At 69.4% G+C, this 18,974-nt stretch carries 18 protein-coding genes and 1 pseudogene; 12 read left to right on the top strand and 7 right to left on the bottom strand.

The window, feature by feature from the left end; all coding sequences use genetic code 11:
• Positions 1–58 precede the first annotated feature (58 nt).
• Positions 59–529, top strand: coding sequence for a peroxiredoxin (locus tag R6U01_RS07970; protein WP_410285928.1), 471 nt, complete (start codon positions 59–61; stop codon positions 527–529).
• A 506-nt stretch (positions 530–1,035) separates the two neighbouring features.
• Here R6U01_RS07970 and R6U01_RS07965 read toward each other — a convergent pair.
• The 3 genes from R6U01_RS07965 to R6U01_RS07955 all read right to left on the bottom strand — a co-directional run bounded on the left by R6U01_RS07965 (position 1,036) and on the right by R6U01_RS07955 (position 4,537).
• Positions 1,036–1,962: a DMT family transporter gene (locus tag R6U01_RS07965; protein ID WP_410285927.1), complete on the bottom strand. Its 927-nt coding sequence runs from the start codon at positions 1,960–1,962 to the stop codon at positions 1,036–1,038.
• Positions 1,963–2,141: 179 nt separating this feature from the next.
• Positions 2,142–3,188: a geranylfarnesyl diphosphate synthase gene (gene idsA3 / locus R6U01_RS07960; RefSeq protein WP_410285926.1), complete on the bottom strand. Its 1,047-nt coding sequence runs from the start codon at positions 3,186–3,188 to the stop codon at positions 2,142–2,144.
• Positions 3,185–4,537 carry an RNase J family beta-CASP ribonuclease gene (locus tag R6U01_RS07955; protein ID WP_410285925.1) on the bottom strand — a complete coding sequence of 451 codons (1,353 nt, stop codon included), beginning with the start codon at positions 4,535–4,537 and terminating at the stop codon, positions 3,185–3,187. The genes idsA3 and R6U01_RS07955 overlap by 4 nt, the downstream gene beginning before the upstream one ends.
• A 309-nt stretch (positions 4,538–4,846) precedes the next feature.
• Here R6U01_RS07955 and R6U01_RS07950 point away from each other — a divergent pair, with 309 nt between their 5' ends.
• From R6U01_RS07950 to R6U01_RS07940, 3 genes are all read left to right on the top strand, one after another.
• Positions 4,847–5,089 carry an LSM domain-containing protein gene (locus R6U01_RS07950; protein WP_410285924.1) on the top strand — a complete coding sequence of 81 codons (243 nt, stop codon included), beginning with the start codon at positions 4,847–4,849 and terminating at the stop codon, positions 5,087–5,089.
• Positions 5,086–5,262 (top strand): 50S ribosomal protein L37e, encoded by a 177-nt coding sequence (locus tag R6U01_RS07945; RefSeq protein WP_410285923.1) that lies wholly within the window; start codon positions 5,086–5,088, stop codon positions 5,260–5,262. The genes R6U01_RS07950 and R6U01_RS07945 overlap by 4 nt, the downstream gene beginning before the upstream one ends.
• Positions 5,263–5,364: 102 nt before the next feature.
• Entirely contained in the window at positions 5,365–6,399 is a 1,035-nt protein-coding gene (locus R6U01_RS07940; RefSeq protein WP_410285922.1) for an LLM class flavin-dependent oxidoreductase, read from the top strand.
• 358 nt (positions 6,400–6,757) lie between these two features.
• On the opposite strand, the gene mdh is transcribed toward R6U01_RS07940, so the two are convergent.
• Positions 6,758–7,672 carry a malate dehydrogenase gene (mdh, locus tag R6U01_RS07935; protein ID WP_410285921.1) on the bottom strand — a complete coding sequence of 305 codons (915 nt, stop codon included), beginning with the start codon at positions 7,670–7,672 and terminating at the stop codon, positions 6,758–6,760.
• A gap of 163 nt (positions 7,673–7,835) precedes the next feature.
• Between mdh and R6U01_RS07930 the strand changes: the two genes are divergently transcribed.
• The 3 genes and pseudogenes from R6U01_RS07930 to R6U01_RS07920 all read left to right on the top strand — a co-directional run bounded on the left by R6U01_RS07930 (position 7,836) and on the right by R6U01_RS07920 (position 11,811).
• A complete protein-coding gene (locus tag R6U01_RS07930; protein WP_410285920.1) occupies positions 7,836–8,429 on the top strand; it encodes a hypothetical protein in 594 nt (197 codons plus the stop codon).
• Positions 8,430–8,502: 73 nt separating this feature from the next.
• Positions 8,503–9,894: an MFS transporter gene (locus tag R6U01_RS07925; RefSeq protein WP_410285919.1), complete on the top strand. Its 1,392-nt coding sequence runs from the start codon at positions 8,503–8,505 to the stop codon at positions 9,892–9,894.
• Between the two features lie 124 nt (positions 9,895–10,018).
• A pseudogene (locus tag R6U01_RS07920) lies at positions 10,019–11,811 on the top strand (histidine kinase N-terminal 7TM domain-containing protein).
• 50 nt (positions 11,812–11,861) lie between these two features.
• Here R6U01_RS07920 and R6U01_RS07915 read toward each other — a convergent pair.
• The 3 genes from R6U01_RS07915 to R6U01_RS07905 all read right to left on the bottom strand — a co-directional run bounded on the left by R6U01_RS07915 (position 11,862) and on the right by R6U01_RS07905 (position 14,567).
• On the bottom strand, positions 11,862–12,605 hold the full coding sequence (locus R6U01_RS07915; protein WP_410285918.1) for a DNA polymerase sliding clamp: 744 nt from the start codon (positions 12,603–12,605) through the stop codon (positions 11,862–11,864).
• Positions 12,606–12,666: 61 nt separating this feature from the next.
• Positions 12,667–13,056 (bottom strand): hypothetical protein, encoded by a 390-nt coding sequence (locus R6U01_RS07910; protein ID WP_410285917.1) that lies wholly within the window; start codon positions 13,054–13,056, stop codon positions 12,667–12,669.
• Between the two features lie 131 nt (positions 13,057–13,187).
• Entirely contained in the window at positions 13,188–14,567 is a 1,380-nt protein-coding gene (locus R6U01_RS07905; protein WP_410285916.1) for a phosphoglucomutase/phosphomannomutase family protein, read from the bottom strand.
• A 110-nt stretch (positions 14,568–14,677) separates the two neighbouring features.
• Here R6U01_RS07905 and R6U01_RS07900 point away from each other — a divergent pair, with 110 nt between their 5' ends.
• The 5 genes from R6U01_RS07900 to thsA all read left to right on the top strand — a co-directional run.
• Positions 14,678–15,208: an NADPH-dependent FMN reductase gene (locus R6U01_RS07900; RefSeq protein ID WP_410285915.1), complete on the top strand. Its 531-nt coding sequence runs from the start codon at positions 14,678–14,680 to the stop codon at positions 15,206–15,208.
• Positions 15,209–15,352: 144 nt separating this feature from the next.
• Positions 15,353–15,892 carry a Holliday junction resolvase Hjc gene (hjc, locus tag R6U01_RS07895; protein WP_410285914.1) on the top strand — a complete coding sequence of 180 codons (540 nt, stop codon included), beginning with the start codon at positions 15,353–15,355 and terminating at the stop codon, positions 15,890–15,892.
• Between the two features lie 73 nt (positions 15,893–15,965).
• The gene (gene rio1, locus R6U01_RS07890) at positions 15,966–17,006 is read left to right on the top strand and encodes a serine/threonine-protein kinase Rio1 (RefSeq protein ID WP_410285913.1); all 1,041 of its coding nucleotides are present in this window, start codon (positions 15,966–15,968) and stop codon (positions 17,004–17,006) included.
• Between the two features lie 105 nt (positions 17,007–17,111).
• Positions 17,112–17,654: a KH domain-containing protein gene (locus tag R6U01_RS07885; protein WP_410285912.1), complete on the top strand. Its 543-nt coding sequence runs from the start codon at positions 17,112–17,114 to the stop codon at positions 17,652–17,654.
• 241 nt (positions 17,655–17,895) lie between these two features.
• On the top strand, positions 17,896–18,974 hold a 1,079-nt coding region (gene thsA / locus R6U01_RS07880; protein ID WP_410285962.1), incomplete at its 3' end, for a thermosome subunit alpha.

Raw genomic sequence — 18,974 nt, 5'->3', positions numbered from 1 at the left:
AGCGGATAAAAGTGGACCGGACCGAACGCCATAAGACGCCTCCGAGACGACGAGACGTATGCTCGAACCGGGCGACTCCGCACCCTCGATCACGCTGTCAGACCAGCGCGGCGACCCCGTCACCGTCGACCCCGGCGACGCGCGGTACACGGTCGTCTACTTCTACCCCCGCGCCGACACGCCGGGCTGCACCGCGGAGGCGTGTGGCTTCCGCGACGAGTGGGACGCCTTCGCGGAGGCCGACGTGGCCGTCGTCGGCATCAGCGACGACGCCGTCGCGGAGCTCGAGCCCTTCGCCGAGAAGTACGACCTTCCATTCACGCTGCTCTCGGACCCGGACGGCGAGGTCGCGAGCGCGTACGACTCCTACGGGGAGAAACAGATGTTCGGAAACACCTTCGACGGCGTGTTCCGGAACACGTACGTGCTCGACGACGAGGGGGCCGTCGTCCTCGCGTACGAAGGCGTCTCCCCGGAAGATCACGCGGTCGAGATCATCGAGGACATCGCCGCGCTGGAGGGTGAATAAACCGCAGCGACGATAGCTTATAAATAACGGTGCGGTGGCGCGTGCCTCCGAGCGGTCGCTGTCGGCGACCGCGAGGAGCGCGCGCGAGGGAGTCGCGAACGAAGTGAGCGACGAGGTTGGGGAGGCGTGAGGCTGCGGGGCGGTGCTGTGCGGGGCGGGACTCAAAGGGGCAGCCGCGAGGCGGGCGCAGGCGACGTAAGCACCGCATGGAGTGAGCGGAGCGAACGACTGAGGAGCGCAACGAGCGTGCGCCCGCCTCGCGGCTGGGGCTTTGGAGGTGGTCTCTGTCACACCGACTGCGACGACCTATCGCCGAGCGGCTTGCGCTTTTGTGGCGTTCACCGTCGGTCCGACGTCAGCAATCGCTTATAAACGAGCGACTGGGACCTTAGACGTCGTCACCGCAGAGCCGTCGATCACTTATAAACTGTCACCGAGACAACTTGGTTCACGCCCGCCCGCCATCGATCGAGAGGTACCCTTCGGCGATCGGCTCACCGACCAGTTCAAAACAGCCCGCCGACTCGCGAGAGGAGCCGCGGCACCTCGTCGGCGATCGCGTGCCGCTTCAACAGCGCGAACCCGACGACGATGATGAGGAAGCCGGCGAGCGTCAGCGCCGTCACGGGCTCCGCGAGCAGCACCGCGCCGGCCACGGTGGCGACCACCGGAACGACGTAGGAGACGAGGTTGATCTCGAACGCGCCCAGCCGGTCGAGCAGCGTGAAGTAGATGGCGTACGCGACCGCCGAGGACAACACCCCGAGGAACAACAGCGCGCCGACCGCCGGGAGCGCGGTCGCCGGGAGCTGCTGCGGCTCGCCGACCCCGAGGCTGAACCCGTGAATGAGCAGACCGCCGAACAGCATCGCCCAGCCGGTGAGCGCGACGCTGGAGAAGCTCGTCTCCACGGTCCGGAGCCCGACGCTGCCGACCGCGACCGCGATCACGCCGATCGAGATGAGCCCGACGCCGATCGTGACGCCCCCGGCGAGGTTCGCGGGGTCCGGCTGGGCGACGAGCCCGACGCCGACGAACGCCAGCACTACGCCGAGGGCACCGCGTGCGTCGAGGTCGGATCCGCCGATCCAGGCGGCCGCGACGGCCGCGGTCGCGATCGGGACGAGGCTGTAAGTGATCGAGGCGATCCCGCTCGTCGTGTACTGCTGACCGACGAACAGGAGCGAGTTGTTGACCGCGACGGAGAGCCCCCCGCTGAAGCCGATCGCGGCCAGGTCGCCGCGCGTGCGCGGGAGCGGTCCCGCCTCGGTGAGGAGGACGTACGAGACCAGCACCAGCGCCGCCACGTCGAACCGGTACGCGGCGTACAGGAGGGGCGGATAGTAGTCGAGGCCGACCTCGATGGCGACGAAGGAGCCGCCCCACAGCATGGAGAGGGCGAAGAACAGAACGACGTCTCGGTACCGTGACACGGATGGAGAAACGGTGGCCGGGAGTAAAGGGGTGTCCGTTCCGGACGGCGCCGCCGGATCGAGGTCCTCGCAGACCCCGCGTCGGCCGGCCCGTTCAGCAGGTGCGGACGATCAGTGGACGCGGACGGTCAGTGAACGCGGATGGTCAGTAGCCGCGGACGGTCAGTAGCCGCGGACGATCAGTAGCCGCGGACGATCAGGTAGTCCGCGAGGTCCTCGAGGAGGCCCCGCGACCCGCTCTCCGGGAGCAGTTCGAGGTGCTCTTTCGACCTGGCCGTGAGGTCCTCGGCGGTCTCGCGGGCGTACGCGATGGACCCGGCCTCTTCGAGGGCGGCGACCGCGTCCTCGATGGCCGACTCCGTGACCTCCGCCGGGGTGTCGGCGTCAACCAGCCCGTCGACGTCGACGCCCTCCTGCCGCGCGTGAAGCGTGATCAGCGTCTCTTTCCCCTCGACGAGGTCCGAGCCGCGCTGTTTCCCCAACTCCTCCGACGGGACCGTCAGGTCGAGCACGTCGTCTTGGATCTGGAACGCTCGCCCCGAGTCGATTCCGTATTTATACAGCGCGTCGACGACCCCGTCGTCTGCGCCGAGCAGGACGGCCGGCGTCGCCGCCGACGCCCCGTACAGGACCGCGGTCTTCAGCTCGACCATCTCTAGGTACTCCTCCGGGAGGATATCGTCGCGCGACTCGAAGGAGACGTCGAGCGCCTGTCCCTCGCAGATCTGCGTGCAGGTAGACGCGAGCATGCGCATCGCCTCCAGCCCGTTCGCCGGCTCCGCGCCCGTTTCCGTCATGAACTCGAACGCCTTCGAGTAGAGGGTGTCGCCGGCGAGGATCGCCGTCGACGTGTCGTACTTCTCATGGACGGCGGGGACGCCGCGCCTGAGGTCGTCCTCGTCCATGATGTCGTCGTGGATCAGGGTGAACGACTGGATCACCTCGATGGCGACCGCCGCGCGCATCACGTCCACCTCCGTCCCGTCGAGGGCGTCGAACTCGCGGAAGTCGACGCTCATCGGCTCGACGCCCGTGACGGCCTCGGCGGCGAGCGTCGCCACCGTCGGTCGGAGCCGCTTCCCGCCCGCCTCGAGGATGTACCGCGTCGCCTCGTAGAGGCGCTCCGGATGCTGTACCGGCAGCTCTTCGTCGATAGCGGCGTTGACCAGTTCACGCCGCTCGCGGATGGCGTCGAGCACCCGCGCCTCTCTCGTCTCGCTCGTCATTCGACGAGTTGGATGATGCTGCCGTTCTGCGTGACGTGGACGTCACGTCCGAGCTTGTACCCCTGCGATTTCGCGAGGTTCACGTACGGCGAGCGGCCCTCCAGGGTCTGGTGGGCCGGGATCAGGTGCTGCGGCTGGAGCGCCTGCAGCATCTGGTAGTGCCCCTCCTCGCGGAGGTGACCGGAGACGTGGATGTCGTCGTAGATGCGGGCGCCCTGCATCCGGAGCAGCTGTTCGGACTGGTAGCGCTGGCCCTCGTTGGTGGGCTCCGGGATGACGCTGGCGCTGAAGACGACCTTGTCGCCGTCGTCGATTTCGTACGGGGTCTCGCCGCGACCCATGCGGGTCAACATCGCGCGCGGCTCGCCCTGATGGCCCGTCACGATGGGAAGGAAGTTCCCCTTCCCCTCCTTCATGATCCGCTTGAACGCGCGGTCGACGGACTTCCGGTGACCGTACATGCCGACGTCGCCCTGGAAGTCGACGAAGTCGAGCCGCTCGGCCGTGCCGGAGTACTTCTCCATCGAGCGCCCGAGCAGGACCGGCTGCCGGCCGATCTCGCGGGCGTACTCGACGAGGGTCTTCACGCGGGCGATGTGGGAGGAGAACGTCGTGGCGACGATCCCGCCCGTGTAGTCCTCCATCGACGTCAGCGTGTCGTGGACGTGCTTTTTCGCGTACGACTCGGAGGGGGTCCGCCCCTTCCGGCCGGCGTTCGTACAGTCCTCGATGTAACAGAGGACGCCCTCGTCCTGGCGGCCGATCTCGCGGAACCGGTCCATGTCGACCGGGTCGCCGATGACGGGGGTGTGGTCCAGTCGCTTGTCGAGCCCGTAGACGACGGCGCCCTCGGGCGTGTGGAGAACCGGGTTGATCGCGTCGATGATAGAGTGCGTGACGTTGACGAACTCCATCTCGACCTGCTCGGAGTCGCCGATCGCCATCGTGCCGCCCGCCTTCATCTTCACGAGGTCGTTGTCGACCTTGAACTTGCCCTCGTCCGCGATCTGCTGTTTGACGAGTTCGATCGTGTACGGGGAGCCCACGACCGGGGCGTCGTACCGGTGGGCGAGCTTCGGGATGCCCGCGATGTGGTCGAGGTGGCCGTGGGTGGGGACGATCGCCTGGACGTCGCCCTCCAGCTCGCTCATGACGCGGTCGTCCGGGATCGCGCCCATGTCGATCAGGTCGAGGCTGTGCATGCTCTCGGTCTCCACGTTGTCGTGGATGAGGACCTTACTGAGGTTCAGGCCCATGTCGAAGATGACGATGTCCTCGCCCGCTCGAACCGCCGTCATCTGTCGACCGACCTCTTCGTAACCGCCGAGTGTCGCAATTTCGATTTCCATAGTTTGTCGATGTAGAACGCCTGTACGGCGTCTCTCACTGAAACCCCGCAAGGAGCCGTCAGCGCTTCGTCCGACCGCGCGTCGTTGAGGCCCCGCTACGGCCGAGCCGCCGTCGGCCCACCGTGTCCCGCGGGAGTGTGGTACCGGGAGTTACAGGTGCCCATCTTAAAAACACCGGGGTTCGAGCGTGACCGAGCCGGTCGGTAACACGCCGGTCCCGGCCGCTGCACAACGCGTGAGCCGGTTCTGTGGGCGATTTGCGCTCCCGTGTCCCAGTATTTTTATAGCGCGACGGGCAGGGTACGTACAATGAGTGGACGACCCCTCGACGTGCTCGAAGCGTCGCTCGAGGAGCCGGTGACGGTACACCTGAAGGACGGGACGACCTACTACGGAGTCTTAGCCGGCTACGACCAACACATGAACGTCGTCATCGAACCGGAGGACGACGTCGGCGACCGCGTCGAGGACGATCTCGACGGCGAGTTCGCCGTCGCGATCGAAGACACAACGATTATACGCGGCGATAACGTCGTCACCATCAAAGCATGACCGGCTCCGGAACGCCCTCTCAGGGGAAGAAGAACAAGACGGTTCACGTGAAGTGTCGACGCTGCGGCGAGAAGTCCTACCACAGGACGAAGGAGCGCTGCTCCTCCTGCGGCTTCGGGAAGTCCGCGAAGCGTCGCGACTACTCGTGGCAGTCGAAGAACGGCGACCACTGACGCCGGTTTGATTCTCTCGTTTCCGCGCCGCTCTCGGAGCGACCGCCGTCCTTGAACGTCGACCGGCCCAACCCTTACTACCCGCGGTCGCCGAGCCCGGACATGGACCTGTCCGTCGTCGACCTCTCGCCGGTCCCCGCCGGTGGGACCGCCGCCGAGGCGTTCGCGAACACGGTCGCGGCCGCCGAGCAGGCCGAACGGCTCGGCTATTCGCGCTTCTGGGTCGCCGAACACCACGGGAGGGCCGATCGCCTCGCCGGGACGACCCCGGAGGTGCTCCTCGGTCGGCTCGCGGCGGCGACCGACGCCATCCGGCTCGGCAGCGGCGCCGTCCTGCTCAACCACTACCGTCCGTTCAAAATCGCGGAGGCGTTCGGAACCCTAGACGGGCTCGCGCCGGGGCGTGTCGACGTGGGCGTCGGCAGGGCGAACGGCTCGCCGGCCGCCGACCGCGCCCTCGGGACGAGCCGCCGCGTCGAGAATCCGAACGAGGACCACGAGGAGCGGATCCGCGCGCTCGTGAGCCACCTCTACGACGCCTACCCGGACGACCACCGGTACGGCGAGCTCTCGGTCCCGCGGTCCGGCGAGTCGCCCCCGGTCCCGTGGGTGCTCGGATCGAGCCCGGCGAGCGGCGAGATCGCCGGGACGCTCGGACTCCGGTACTGCTTCGCCGGGTTCATTCGCCCCGGCTTCGCGGAGCGCGCCTTCGCGGCCTACCGCGAGGCGTTCGACCCGGGTGTGCTCCCCGGCGGCCCCGACGAGCCGACCGGGACGGTCGCGGTCAACGCGGTCGCCGCGGAGACCGACGAGGCCGCGGCGCGACGCCGCGCGCCCGCGGAGGCAATTTATAAGCGGATGCGGCGGGGCGACCTCGGCGACTCGACGCCGACCGTCGAGGCGGCGATCGACGAGCTAGGCGGGGTGCCGGAGCCGACGCCCGCGACGCTCGACGCCGACGAGTGGCCGCGGTCGGTCTCGGGGAGCCCGGAGACGGTCGCGGGCCTGTTCGAACAGCTCGCCGACCGCGTCGGCGTCGACGAGGTGATGATCCAGCACACGGTGCCCGACCACGAGGCGGCGCTGGAGTCGCACGCGCTGTTGGCCGAGGCGATGGATCCGGACTCGCGTGGGTAGTTGGGTGTCGATTCTGGGCGTACTCTCGGTCCCGTGATTGCTCGTTTCTAACTGGTTGCTAGCAGATCCGCGGTGGACACCTCCAAAGCCCCAGCCTCGCGGCTCACGGCTCGCGGCTTCGCCGCTCGCGTTCGCCGCGTCCCTCGCGCGTGCACCTCGCGCCCGGTGGGCGCTCGGTGGCACGCAGGGCGAGAGCGAAGCTCTCGCTTGCAGCCGGCGCGTAGCGCCGGCGACGCCACCGCACGGCTGTATTTATAAATAAGCGCTCGTCGCTGTCGCGAGCTCCGGCCGGCATCACGAAAAATCGGGCGTTGAGATCGCGTCGACCTCGGCGACCGAGAGGGGATCGACTCGGGTCTTACGCGATCTTCTCGTACTGCTCGGAGAGCTTCTCGGCGGCCTCGTCGAGAAGGTCGGCCTCGTACTCGTCGAGATCCCACTCGACGACCTCCTCGACGCCGTTCGAGCCGAGCTTCGCGGGAACGCCGAAGGCGGTGTCCTCGTAGCCGAACTCGCCGTCGAGCACGACCGAGCAGGGGAGCACCTCGCCGGTGTCGTTCAGGATCGCCTCGACCGTGTGCGCGACGCCGGTGGCCGGGCCCCACTGGGTGGCGCCCTTCCGGCTGATCACGTCCATGGCCGACTCCTGGAGGTCCGCGAGGATCTCCTCTCTCTCGTCGTCGTCGAAGCTCGGGTCGCGGCCGTTCACGCGCACCTTCGAGAAGACGGGCGCCTGCGCGTCGCCGTGCTCGCCGAGGATCGTCGCCTCCACGTTCTTCACGGGCGCGTCGAAGCGCTCGGAGAGGACGTAGCGGAAGCGCGCCGAGTCGAGCCGACCGCCGAAGCCGATCACCTTGTGGCGGTCGCGGTCGCCCGCCTCGTACAGGTGGCGGTTCAGCAGGTCGACCGGGTTGGAGGTGGTGACGGTGACGAAGTCGTCGTTGTGCTCGGCCAGCGACGAGCCGATGTCCTCCATGATGGGTGCGTTGTCGCCCGCCAGATCGATCCGGGTCTGCCCCTCCTGCCGCGGGATCCCGGCCGTGATCACGACGACGTCCGAGCCGGCGGTGTCCGCGTAGTCGCCCTGCCGGACGGTCGTGTTCGAGTCGTAGGCGACGCCGTGGTTGGTGTCGGCCGCCTGCCCGATCGTCGTCTCGCGCTGGTCCGGAATGTCGACGAAGACGAGCTCGTCGACCACGTCGCGCAGCGCGAGGTTGTAGCCGGCCGCGGCCCCGACCGTCCCCGCCGCACCGATGACACTAACTTTTGTCATACCGTCTGAAACCGTGTCCGGCCGGCGAGTAAACGTTTCGGAACGCCGTGATCGGCCGTGCTGGTTTCCGGCGTGCCGGGTCCCGGCGTGCTGATTCCGAGCGCGCCGCTCCCACCGGCCCGTCGCGAAAACTCTAACTCGGGGCGCGACGCACTCCCACCCAGTGCCGACGTTCCGCTACCCGTGTCCCGGCTGTCGGACGACCAACAGCCTCCACGACGCCGACTGCGACTTCGAGGGCGTGAGCTGGCCGACCATCGAAAAGGCGTACACCGACCTGTTGACCGTCCTCACCGCCGAGCCCGACGGGATGGCCGAGTCGACGCTCCGCGAGGCGGTCCACGGCGACTGGGGCGGGCTCCACAAGGCCGCGCTCGACGCCCTGGAACGCGAGCAGCGGGTCGTCGAGGAGAACGGTCGGCTCCGACTGCTCACCGCCGCCGAGTTCAAGGAGCTCGTCTCGGAGCCGACCCGCGATCCCATGCGGACCGTTTACGAGCACGGCTCCGTCCCCGGCTGTCACGACAACGCCGTCTTCGCGATGGTCGCGTGGTACGAGATGGTCGGGCTCTCGTGGCCCGAGACCCGCGAGAACGTCGTCGAGTGGCTCCGCGAGTCCGGCGCGTGGAACCGCGGCGGCTTCGAGGAGTCGACGCCCGAGGAGCTCGTCGACGCCAAGCGCCACGTGTACGACGAGGGGTACGGCTGGAAGGAGAAGGGACAGGCGGCAAAACGCGTCATCGAGCGACACCTGTAGCGCGGGGCGGACTCCGACCGGCTCCGCCCGGACGGGACCGTCTTTTTAAGTTCGGGCGCGGCGTTTCACAACCGTGACACATCCGGAAGCCGGCGCGGCGTCCGTCAACGGCGACGTCGCCGACATCGCGACGGGGGCCGGCGACGACCTCCCGCGACCCCCTGCCGTCGCGAACCCGCGGCGCGCGCTCGCGGTCGTGATCGGCGTCGTGTTCATCGATCTGGTCGGCTTCGGTATCGTGATCCCGATCCTCCCCTTTTACGTGCGGTCGTTCGGCGTCAGCGACGCCTTCATCGGCCTGCTCGCGGCGTCGTACTCGCTCGCGCAGTTCCTCGCCGCACCCACGCTCGGTCGGCTCTCCGACCGGATCGGCCGGCGGCCCGTCCTGCTCGCGTCGCTCGCGACCGCCGGCGTCGCGTGGGTGGCGTTCGGCTACGCCGGCGAGTCGGGGGCGCGCTTCGGCACCGTCGCGGCGCTGGCGACGCTGTTCGGCTCCCGGACGCTGGCCGGAGCGATGGGCGGCAACATCGCCGCCGCGCAGGCGTACGTCGCCGACATCACGCCGCGGGACCGACGCGCGGGCGCGCTGGGACTCGTCGGCGCGTCGTTCGCGCTCGGGTTCGTCTTCGGCCCGGCGATCGGCGGGCTGCTCGCCGCCGATCCCGTCGTGGCCCGCGCCGACGCCCTCTTCCCCGCGTTCGTCCCGGCGACGGCCTACTCCCTGCCGAGTTTCGCGGCGGCGGGGATGAGCTTCCTCGCGGTCGGCGTCGGCGCGCTCTTCCTCGAGGAGCCGAAGCGAACGCGGCCGGCGGCGGCGCTCGGCGACCGGCACACCACCGCGATCGGCCAGTTCCGCGACGCGCTCGCGTCCGCCGCGCTCCGTCCGCTGACAATCGCGTACTTCGTCGTCGCCGTCGCGTTCGCGGGCGTGCAGGTGATGTTCATCCCGTACGTCGCCGACGCGTTCGGCTACGACGCGACCGCCGCGGCGTTCCTGCTCACCTACGTCGGCGTCCTCGGCGCGGTGAACCAGGGCGTCCTCGTCGGGCGGCTCTCGCGGATCGTCCCCTCGCGGACGCTCGTCGCGGCCGGGTCGATCGTCCTCGCGGGCGCGCTCGTCGCGATCCCCGCGACCGGGGTCATCGATCGGGCGGCCGGCGGCGTCGCCGTCGGCGGGCCGCCGTGGCTCACGCTCCCGCTGGTGGCGCTGCTCGTCGCGCTCGCGGCGCTCTCGCTGGGGAACGCCCTCGTGAACGTCTCGCTGGCGACGCTCGTCTCCGCGTCGGCCGGCGACGCGGAACAGGGGGCCGCCTTCGGGGTGACGCAGGGCGCCTCGAGCCTCGGTCGGACCGTCGGCCCGCCCCTGATGGCCGTCCTCTACACCGTCGCCGTCGCCTCGCCGTTCCTCGTCGGCGCGCTCCTCCTCGTCCCCGTCGCCGCGGCGTTCCGGCGGTCGGCGGAGTGAGCGGGCAGAAGAGCCCGAGCGCGAGTCGCCGCGAACGCGAGCCGCCGCGGACTCGGATCACCACCGACGCGGACCGTCCCCGCCGCGACAGCTTTAGGCGACGCGTCCCCGTCGTGACCGACATATGCTCTCCGACACCGTCCCCGCGTGGCCCGTCGTCGGCTCGGTCGCCGGCGGGGCGGGGGCGCTCGCGCTCGCCTGGGCGATCCGCGAACACCGAGGGCGGCCCGGCGTCGACTGGTTCCTCGGCGTGTTCGCCGCGCAGGCGACGTGGTGTCTCTCTTACGGCGTCGGCCTGCTGGTCGGGGATCCGACGCTCCGAGCCGCGCTGGAGGCGACGACGTGGCTCGGGATCGTCTGGACCGGGATCGCCTTCCTCGGCTTCGCGCTGGAGTACACGGGGCGGAGCGACGTGGTCCGGAGCCGCCTGTTCGCGACCGTCGTCGGGTTCGGGCTGCTCTCGACCGCGCTCCTCGCCACGAACCCGCTGCACGGCGCGTTCTGGACCGGGTTCGGGATCGACCCCGCGTTCGGCGTCGCGACGGTCTCGTACGCGTTCGGCCCCTGGGCGTACCTCGTCGTCGCCGTCGAGACCGTGCTCGTCGCCAGCGCGGTCTTCCTCCTCGTCGACACCCTGCTCAGCTACGGCCCGCTGTACCGCCGGGAGAGCGCGGCGGTCGCGCTGAGATCGCTCCCGCCGGGGTTCGCCCTCGTCGCGTGGACGCTGGAGCTCAGCCCGGTGCCCCAGCTCCAGCTCGCGCCCCTGCTGTTCGTCCCGCACGTGCTGCTCGACGCGGACGGCGCGACCGCGCGGAGATGTTCGACCGCAACCCGACGACCAGCCGCGCCGCCGAGCGCACCGCCATCGACGACCTCGCGGACCCCATCGTCGCGCTCGGGCTCGACCGCCGCGTCGTCCGACTCAACCCCGCCGCCGAGGCGGTCCTCGGCGTCGGCGCCGAGACCGCTCGCGACCGACCCCTCGCCGAGTTCCTCGACCTGCCGGTCGGGACGGGCGGGGAAGACGACGAGGGCGAGGAGGGCAGCGCGCGCGAGACGGTCGCGGTCGACGCCGGACCCGGCGCGGGGCGCCGCACGTACGCGGTGTCGACCTCGCCCCTGACCGACCCCAGCGGGACCCGCGTCGGGTACACGGTCGTCCTCTCGGACGTCACCGAGCGCGAGCGCCGCCGCCAGCAGCTGGAAGTGCTCAACCGAATCTTACGCCACAACCTCCGCAACGACGCCGGCGTCGTCCGCGGCTACGGCGAGATTCTCCGCGACCGCCTCGACGACGCCGACCTGGTCCGGATGGCCGACGCCGTCGAGCGCCGCGCCGGGGCGCTGGCCGCGCTCGGCGAGAAGGCCGGTACCGTCGAGCGACTCGTCTCCGACGGCGACGCGTGGCCCGTCGCGGTCGACGACCTCGTTGCGTCCGCCGTCGCCGATGCCCGGGAGCGCGAGCCGGAGGCGACCGTCGAATCGGTCGCGGAGGAGCTCACCGACGGCGAGTGGACCACCCGCGTCAGAGAGGACGCGCTCCGGGCGATCGTCGAGAACACCGTGGCGAACGCCCTCGACCACCACGACGGCGAGGGCGTCGAGCGCGCGGACGGCGGCGCGTGGGTGCGAGTGACGCTCACGCGGGAGGGGAAAGAACCCGACGGTGGCGACGGCACCGGCGACCGCCCCGCACGGTTCGCCCTCACCGTCGCCGACGACGGCCCCGGCATCCCCGATCACGAGACCGAGGCCGTCGAGTCGGGGCGGGAGACGGCGCTCGAACACGGCTCCGGGCTGGGGCTGTGGGTGGTCGCGTGGGGCGCCGCGGCGGTCGGCGCCGACGTCGACTACGCCGACCGCGACCCGCGCGGGACGACGGTGACGGCGTCGATACCGGTCGTCAACGGAGCGTGAAAAAGACGGGTCGTCGACGGTTCGCGCCGAACGTGCCGTTTTCGGTCGTTTCAGTCGCTCTGAATGCGAGGGGCTAACATATACGTTGCGTGCCCGAGCCCCTCGGCGAACCCGTAGTGGAGCTTGACGGGGAACTCCTCGCCGAGCTCGATGGTGACCTCGGCGTCGCCGGGGATCGCCTTGTTCATGTCCTTCAGGTAGTCGAGGCTGAACAGCGAGTCGGCGGGGCCGGCGGTGAGCGCGATGAGGTCCTCGCGGGTGAGCTCGAGGTCGACGTCGTCGGTGTCGCCCTCGGCCTCGATGAAGAACGCCTCGTCGGTCTCGTCGACCCGGAGGCGGATGTGGTCCGAGACCATGTCGGCGGCCTTGATCCCGCGGTCGATCTGGGCGCCCTCGACGACGATCTCGGCGGCCAGATCGAGGTCCGGGATGTCCGGCTCCTGGCGGATGGAGTCGGGATCGATGAGCGCGAGGGTGTACGAGAGCCCGTCGATGGCGATGTGGAGCTTGCGGGTCTCCTCGTCGAGTTCCAGGTGGATCAGGTCACCGGAGTTGGCCATCCCGGCGATGTCCTCTAAACGGGCGAGGTTGACGCCGATGACGCCGCCGTCGGCCTCGTACGACTCGAACGCCGCGGCTTCGAGGGTGAGATCGACCATGCCCACGTTGGCGGGGTCGACGGCGCGGATCGACAGCTCCTCCTCGTTCAGGCGGATCTTACACTCGTCGACCAGCACGCTCACCGAATCGAGCGCGTCTTGAAACGTCGACGCGCCCACGATGGCCTTGAACATATACGTTCGGCTAGGGCGGTATCACCTAAAAAGGCACCCGATCGGGTCGGCACGGAAACGCTCAAAGCGACCGGATGAGACGGGCGACGACGACCGCGAGCGTCGCCAGCGTCCGCCACAGGCGGAGCCGTTCAAGCCGGTATTCGAGAGGCTCTTCGTCGTCGTCGCTGTCGCAGTCGTCATCGTCGCGGTCGCCCCCGGATTCGGGCGAGGTGGTCGCGTCCCCGTCCGCCGGGAGGTCGACCTGCTCGTCGGGGGGATCCACCCCGTCCCGGGACCGGACCGCCGCCGGCTCGGCCGCGGGCGGCTCATCGGCGCGATCCAGTCGGTCCTCGCTGGGGTCGTCCGGCGGGCAGACGATCGAGTCCTCTGTCGAGTCGGCGGTCGAGTCCCCTGTCGAGTCGGCGGTCGGGTCCTCCGTCGTCGTGGGCGCAGATAGCTCGTCGTGCATGGAACTCGCGGCCGGAGGGCGGCCGCACGCGACGATACGAGGTTAATTTATAAATATTCGAGCCGAATGCAAAGCGGAACTGAAAGTCGTCGGTCCGGTTCGCCCCCTTCTCGACGAGCCCGGTTCGGCGCTCAGATCAGCGGCTCGACGATCTCGCGGCCCTCGGCGAGCAGTTCGTCGACCGCCGCCTCGCTGTCGGCCTCGGCGTACACCCGGAGCTTCGGCTCCGTCCCGGAGGGGCGGACGAGCAGCCACGAGCCGTTCTCCAAGAGGAGCTTGAACCCGTCGAGCGTGACGACCTTCGCGACGGCGTGGCCGCACACCGACTCGGGGATGTGGTCCTCCAGCTCGTTGAGAACGTCCGCCTTGCGGTGGTCCGGGCAGTCGAGCGAGACCTTCCCGGCCGCGATCTGGCCGTACTCCTCGAGCAGGCGGTCCACCCGTTCGTCGAACGGCTCCGCGGCGTGGGTGCCCGCGGCGAGCAGCGACATCAACACGCCGTCCTTCTCCCGGACGTGCCCGCGGAGCGTGAAGCCGCCCGACTCCTCGCCGCCGAACAGCGCGTCGTGCTCGCCCATCGCCTCGGCGACCCACTTGAACCCGACCGGGGTCTCGTACACCTCCTCGCCGTGCGCCTCCGCGATCCGGTCGACGAGAAACGTCGTCGAGACGGTTCGGACCGCCGGTCCGGAGTCCTCCTCGAGGAGCCGGTCGTAGCAGGCGGCGTAGAAGAGGTTCGCGTCGAGCGCGCCGCGCTCGGGCGTGACGACCGCGATCCGGTCGGCGTCGCCGTCGTTGGCGATCCCCAGGTCGACGTCGCTGTCGGGGTCGGTGACGCGGTCGGCCAGCGCCTCGAGGTGCTCGGCCGACGGCTCGGGCGAGTCACCGCCGAAGGTCACGTCGCGCTCACAACGCAGACGGACGACCTCGGCGCCGGCCGATTCGAGGAGCGCGTCGGTGACGCCGCGCCCGCTCCCGTGCATCGCGTCGTACGCGACCGTGAGCCCGTCGAGGTCGGCGCCGACGAGGTCGCGGGCCGCGTCGGCGTGGGCGCTCACGAGGTCGACGCGAGAGACGTCACCGCGCTCGGCTTCGGGGAGCAGATCCGGCTCCGCGAGCCGATCGACCACGTCCTCGGTCACGTCGGGGAGCGCGGGCGCGCCGTCGTGCGGGATGAACTTCACGCCGTTGTACTCGGGCGGGTTGTGGGAGGCGGTGACCATGCAGGCGCCCGCCAGTCCGCGGTCGACGATGGCGTACGCGATCACGGGCGTCGGCGCGTCGCGTTCGGGCAGAAGCACGTCGAAGCCGTTGCCGGCGAGCACCTCGGCGAGGCTCTCGGCGAACCCCTCAGAGGTCTCACGGGCGTCGTAGCCCACCGCGACCGGCTCGTCGTGACCGGCCGCGTCGAGGTGGTCGGCGATCGCCTGCCCCACGATCCGAACGCGCTCGTCGGTGAAGACGTCGAGCGTCGCTCGCCACCCGTCCGTGCCGAATGTAATCTGGTCCATATCACCCACGTCGGCGGCGGGGACAATAATGCCCGGTGCCGGTCGCGAACCTTGCGGGGGTCCGCGGCCCGACTCGCCGTGCTTTTGCGCGGCGCGGTCGAAGGGGGGGCATGACCCGAATCGTCGCGATCTCCGGCAGCCGGAGCGCGGACAGCACCACGCGGGCCGCGCTGTCGGTCGCGCTCGGCGCCGCGGCCGACGCCGGCTCCGAGACCGGGATGATCGACCTCGGCGCGGTCGACCTCCCGCTGTACCACCCGGACGAGGACGCGCAGGGCGACAGCGAGACGCTGAAGCGGCGGGTGCGCGAGGCCGACGGCGTGCTCGCCGGCACCCCCGTCTACCGCGGCTCTTACTCCTCGACGTTCAAGAATTTCCACGACTTCTGCGGCTCGGAGGAGTATCAGGACACTGCCGTGGGACTGCTGGCGACCGCCGGCGGCGGCTCCTACGGCGGAACGCTCGAACACCTGCGGTCGACGTTCCGGAACGTCCACGCGTGGACGGTCCCCCACGAGGTGGGGATCCAAGGCGCCTCGTCAGTCGTCGACGAGACGGGGATCGCGGACGACAACCTCCGCCGACGCACGGAGCGACTCGGCCGGGTCGTCGTCGAGCACGCGGAGCGGCTGCGGGAGTGACCGCGCACGGAACGCCGCCCTCGATTCGGAGCCGACGCCACCCCCGATACCGACCCGCCGTCCCCGACACCGACCCGCCGTCCCCGGCACCGACCCGCCGCCCTTTTGACCGCCTCGCGTCTACGAGACGTATGACCGAACCGGGTGACGACGACCGTGTCCGCTAACCGGAAGGGCGACCGCCGCGAGCGCGAGCTCGTGAACGCCCTCGACGACGCCGGCTTCGCCGTGATGCGCGCGCCGGCGAGCGGCGCCGCGACGGAGCGGGAGCTCCCCGACGTGCTCGCCGGTGACGGCGAGACGTTCTACGCGATCGAGGCGAAATCGAGCGCCGGCGATCCGATCTACCTCACCGGCGAGGAGGTGGAGTCGCTGCTGTTCTTCGCGCGGAACTTCGGGGCGAAGGCGCGGATCGCGGTGCGGTTCGACCGCGAGGACTGGTACTTCTTCCACCCGGGGGACCTGTACACCACCGACGCCGGGTCGTATCGGGTCAAAAAAGAGACGGCGCTCGCGGACGGCACCGACTTCCCCGAGTTCGTCGGCGAGACGGAGAAGGTGAGGCTCGACGAGGTCGGCGGAAGCGAGGACGGCGTCGACCCCGAGACGGAGGAGCGTCGCGAAGTGCTGGAGGCGGTCCGAGACGGGTACATGCCGGTCCAGGACGCGCTCGACGTGCTGTGACCCGGCCGAGCGCGGAGCGAGGCCGGCGTTCGACCCCCCCGCTTATCACTCGCGGCATCGAACTCCCACGCGAATGAGCGAGGAGTTCGTCCTGCTCGAGCCCGACGATCAGCCCGGCGACGAGTGGGAGCAACTGGACGTCTCCGACACGGAGGCGGACCGGATCGCCCGCCGACAGGACCGGGAGTTCAACGAGTTCCGCAAGCGGATCAAGGACACCGAGCAGTTCAAACTGCAGGAGTCGGTGTTCGACGACGCGACGCTGGCGGCCATCTACAAGCTCGTGCAAGACGGCTACGTCGACGCCTTCGGCGGTCCGGTGTCAACCGGAAAGGAGGCGAGCGTCTTCGAGGCGCTCGGCGGACAGGCGGGCGAGCGCCCGGAGCCCGGTTCCGCGGCCGCGGGCGGCGGTCCCGAGGGCGTCCACTCGGAGCGCGAGGTCGCCGTGAAGGTGTACCGGATCAACTCCTCGAACTTCCGGCAGATGCGCGACTACCTGGAGGGCGACCCGCGGTTCGAGGGGATCGCGAGCGACAAGAAGGCGGTGGTGCTGGCGTGGACCCGCAAGGAGTTCGCGAACCTCGAACGCGCGCGCAAGGCCGGCGTGCGCGTCCCCGAGCCGATCGCGGTCCAGCGGAACGTCCTCGTGATGGAGCTGGTCGGGCACGCAGAGGACCGCGCCCGGCGGCTGAACGAGGTCGACGTGGAGAACCCCGAAACCGCCTACGAGGTCGTCCGCGAGTACATGCGTCGGCTCTACCGCGCCGGGCTGATCCACGGCGACCTCTCGGAGTACAACATGATCATCCACGACGGCGAGCTGGTGATCATCGATCTGGGGCAGGCGGTGACGGTCCACCACCCCAACGCCGGCGAGTTCTTACAGCGCGACTGCGAGAACGTGGCGACCTTCTTTACCCGACAGGGGATCGACGTCGACCCCGACGACCTCCGCGCGTACGTGACGGAGCCGGAGCCCGACCCGAGCGGCGAGCCGGAGTCGGGCGAGGATGCGGAATCGGACGGAAATTCGGATTCGGCCGGAAATTCGGAATCGAACGGGGATTCGGATCCGAGCGGAGAGTCAGATCCGGGCGAAGCGGCCGACGAGTAGATCGCGGCGTTCGGGCCGCCGATCCGCCGAATATCCCGCGTCAGACGACCGCACGCCCGGCGTCGCCGGAACACGTTTAAAAGGCTCCGCCGGGTATTCCGCCGTATGCAACACGTGACGGTTCCGCAGGACCGTATCGGCGTCGTCATCGGCGCCGGCGGCGAGACGATGCGAGAGATCGAGGAGCGGGCGAACGTGCGGCTGGACGTCGACTCGCAGTCGGGCAGCGTCGCCATCGAGGAGCGCGACGACCCCGTCGCCGCGATGGTGGCACCGGACGTGATCAAGGCGATCGGGCGGGGCTTCACGCCGGAGACGGCGATGTCGATCCTCGACCACGACCTCCGGACGCTCGATCTGATCGACCTCTCCGAGCACACCCGCAACGACAACGACCTCCAGCGTAAGAAGGGGCGGATCATCGGCGAGAACGGCCGGACCCGCGAGCTGTTAGAGGAGCTGTCGGGCGCGAACGTCGTCGTCTACGGCTCGACGGTCGGCGCCGTCGGCCAGCCCGAAGAGCTGGAGGTCGTCCGTCGGGCGGTCGGGATGCTGCTGGACGGGGCCCCGCACGGCGCGGTGTACTCGTACTTGGAGCGGATGTCGAACGAGCTCGACGACGACGTGAGCTTCAACGCGCCCGGGTAGCCGTGCGAGTCCTCCGGAGGCGGCCTCCGGACCCCGATATCGACTCGCCCGCCGCCCGTCACCGACCGCATCCAACGCTCGATCTGCTGTTCTATATAAACACCCGTGATAACGAACCACACACCGCCCGAGTACCGGCCATCGTGTTGCGGTTTCGCACGACCCGAACAAAGGGTTTATATAGAATCACAAACAATCAATGGTCGTAATGTCACAGCGCCAGCGGATGGGCAATCAGCCCATGATCGTACTTTCTGAGGAGTCGCAGCGAACCTCCGGAAAGGACGCTCAGAACATGAATATCACGGCCGGCAAGGCGGTCGCGGAGTCCGTCCGCACCACGCTCGGCCCGAAAGGGATGGACAAGATGCTCGTCGACTCCGGCGGGTCGGTCGTCGTCACGAACGACGGCGTCACGATTCTGAAGGAGATGGACATCGACCACCCGGCGGCCAACATGATCGTCGAAGTCTCCGAGACGCAGGAGGAGGAGGTCGGCGACGGAACCACGAGCGCGGTCGTGGTCGCCGGTGAGCTCCTCGATCAGGCCGAGGAGCTCCTCGATCAGGACATCCACGCGACGACCCTCGCGCAGGGGTACCGCCAGGCCGCCGAGAAGGCCAAGGAGATCCTCGAGGAGGAGGCCATCGACGTCTCCGAGGACGACTACGACACGCTCGTCGAGATCGCCCAGACGGCGATGACGGGCAAGGGCGCCGAGAACGCGAAGGACCTCCTCGCGGAGCTCGTCGTCGACGCCGTCCTCGCGGTCAAGGACGACGAGGGCATCGACACGGAGAACGTCTCCGTCGAGAAGGTCGTCGGCAGCTCGATCGACCAGTCCGAGCTCGTCGAAGGCGTCATCGTCGACAAGGAGCGCGTCGACGAGAACATGCCCTTCGCCGTCGAGGACGCAAACGTGGCGCTGTTCGACGGCGCCATCGAGGTGAAGGAGACGGAGATCGACGCCGAGGTCAACGTCACCGATCCCGACCAGCTCCAGCAGTTCCTCGACCAGGAGGAGGCGCAGCTCCGTGAGATGGTCGACCACCTCGTCGACATCGACGCCGACGTCGTCTTCGTCGGCGACGGCATCGACGACATGGCCCAGCACTACCTCGCGCAGGAGGGCATCCTCGCCGTCCGCCGAGCGAAGTCCGGTGACCTCAAACGCCTCGCCCGCGCGACCGGCGGCCGCGTCGTCTCCAACCTCGAGGACATCGAGTCGGACGACCTCGGCTTCGCCGGCTCCGTCGCCCAGAAGGACATCGGCGGCGACGAGCGCATCTTCGTCGAGGACGTCGAAGAGGCGAAGTCCGT

Source organism: Halorubrum sp. (genome assembly GCF_046498025.1).
GTDB lineage: Archaea > Halobacteriota > Halobacteria > Halobacteriales > Haloferacaceae > Halorubrum.
This window is presented reverse-complemented; position numbering and strand designations above follow the sequence as displayed.